This window comes from Microcoleus sp. B4-C1 (assembly GCF_036705285.1).
Lineage (GTDB): Bacteria > Cyanobacteriota > Cyanobacteriia > Cyanobacteriales > Microcoleaceae > Microcoleus.
Genome location: NZ_JAUBUC010000207.1, coordinates 1 through 1,755 on the forward strand (window position 1 = coordinate 1; position 1,755 = coordinate 1,755).

Genomic DNA, 1,755 nt, shown 5'->3' on the forward strand with positions numbered 1-1,755 from the left:
GCCCGTCTTTTTTGGACGGGCGGGACGCCCATCCCACTTTCAAGAGTGGAAGTTATTTAATTCTCATTCCTAAGTCCGGGAGTTGTAAGTTTTGAGTTAAACCAAAGTCCCGACACAACTCATCAATCATAACTCGCTCGTTCCGGTAGTGTTCCATAACTTACTCGCGTTTGGAAAGACCAGCCAGCGACCAAGTTAGGCTCACCATCATTAAGCGGCCGAGAGCCTTCAAACGGTCTTCGGCGTTATTTTCAACCAATTGAGACAGAGTTTCAGACTTAAGATTTTTCGACAATTCTTCAGCAGTTTCTGCTGGTTTTTCCAACTGGGGTTGTTCAGAAGATGTCTCAAGGCTGACTTGTGGCTGCTGATTTTTTTCTTCGGTCATTTTCTGAGTCACATCCTGGAGTTATTGCATACATAACCCTTAATACAAATGTAATTTATTTGTATCCGGGATTTGGCGAGTCAAGTTTTCCGTACCCGACAATCGCAGTTACCAACTGACTTAAAAGTTGTGATTTCAGTTGTTAGCTATCTTAAATAGCACTTAGCCAATTTTCCTCAGAAAGCCGATTTTTTCACAGATAGGTCGTCCTCAACGAATTTTTTGTAAGAAACGGAGTTTCTGAGCCTAAGTCCTGTTAAATTCACAACTCACGCACTACTACTGATGATGCACATCACTGAATTGTTATATTTACTTAACAGTAATATTTCCGAGATTCTGATATTGTTAAAGCTTAACAATTAATTTTGCTCGGATTTATCTCAATCTGCAAGCAAGTGTCTGGAAATTATTAACAAACTGAAGGTGTAGAGCCGATGGCAATTTATGTTGATACTGCAATTGTAGCGGAAGCCGCACGGGCGAGCAAGTTCGGATGGATAGCGGGAATTACTACTAATCCGACACTTTTGGCAAAAAGCGAGTTATCTCCTGAGCAAACCCTTAAACAACTGGCACAACTGATTCCAGGGGAAGTGTATTATCAGCTAATGGCATCTGATGTTGATGGCATGGTAGCAGAAGGAAAAGCGGCTTTTGAATTAATTGGACAGCAAACAGTTTTGAAAGTTCCAGCAACGGCGGCTGGTTTTCAAGCAGTCGCGCATTTGTCACCGTCCATTCCTTGCGCGGTGACGGCGATATACAGCGCATCACAAGCAGTTGTCTCAGCAGAAGCGGGGGCTAAATATGCGATCGCCTACGTGAATCGCGCCACCAGATTGTTGGGAGACGGTTTTGCCTTAGTGCGGGATATGGCAAATGTGTTGCACAGAAGTAATACTGAGATTTTGGCAGCTAGCATTAAATCGCCGGAAGAAGCGGTGAAGACTTTGTTAGCTGGCGCCCATCATTTAACATTGCCTTTTGATGTGTTGCAGGCGATCGCAGTTCACGAATTATCCCAGCAAACAGTTGATGAATTTGCCCAAAACGGGCGGGGAATTTTGGGATAATACCAAATTTATGTGAAAAGTGCAAATTGCGAATTCCTAATGGGTAATTGGTATGGGTTTTGAATCACTAATATCAAATAGGCTAACATCCGAATGATGCCGATCGTGCGAGCGTCCTGCTCTCGATGAGAACTCACGAGCGGGACTCTAGCTTGCAGGGTAAATTCCGAGTCACCGTATTTGATAGGACTGATGAGTGAGGACTACTAACTAAGGATCGCGAATTAAATAACTTACAATTTTAATTGTTATTGTGGGATGGGCGTCCCGCCCGTCTTTTTTGGACGGGCG

General features: G+C 43.6%; 2 protein-coding genes. One reads left to right on the forward strand and one right to left on the reverse strand.

The features are described from left to right. Window positions 1–160: 160 nt before the first annotated feature. A complete protein-coding gene (locus QUB26_RS31660) occupies window positions 161–388 on the reverse strand; it encodes a hypothetical protein (protein ID WP_333321266.1) in 228 nt (75 codons plus the stop codon). 437 nt (window positions 389–825) lie between these two features. Between QUB26_RS31660 and QUB26_RS31665 the strand changes: the two genes are divergently transcribed. After that, window positions 826–1,464, forward strand: coding sequence for a transaldolase family protein (locus QUB26_RS31665; RefSeq protein ID WP_333241231.1), 639 nt, complete (start codon window positions 826–828; stop codon window positions 1,462–1,464). Window positions 1,465–1,755 lie beyond the last annotated feature (291 nt).

What these genes read in the sequence shown, in the direction of transcription:
- QUB26_RS31665 (WP_333241231.1), top strand. Translation starts at nt 826, where the DNA reads ATGGCAATTTATGTTGATACTGCAATTGTAGCGGAAGCCGCACGGGCG.
- QUB26_RS31660 (WP_333321266.1), bottom strand. Translation starts at nt 388, where the DNA reads ATGACCGAAGAAAAAAATCAGCAGCCACAAGTCAGCCTTGAGACATCT.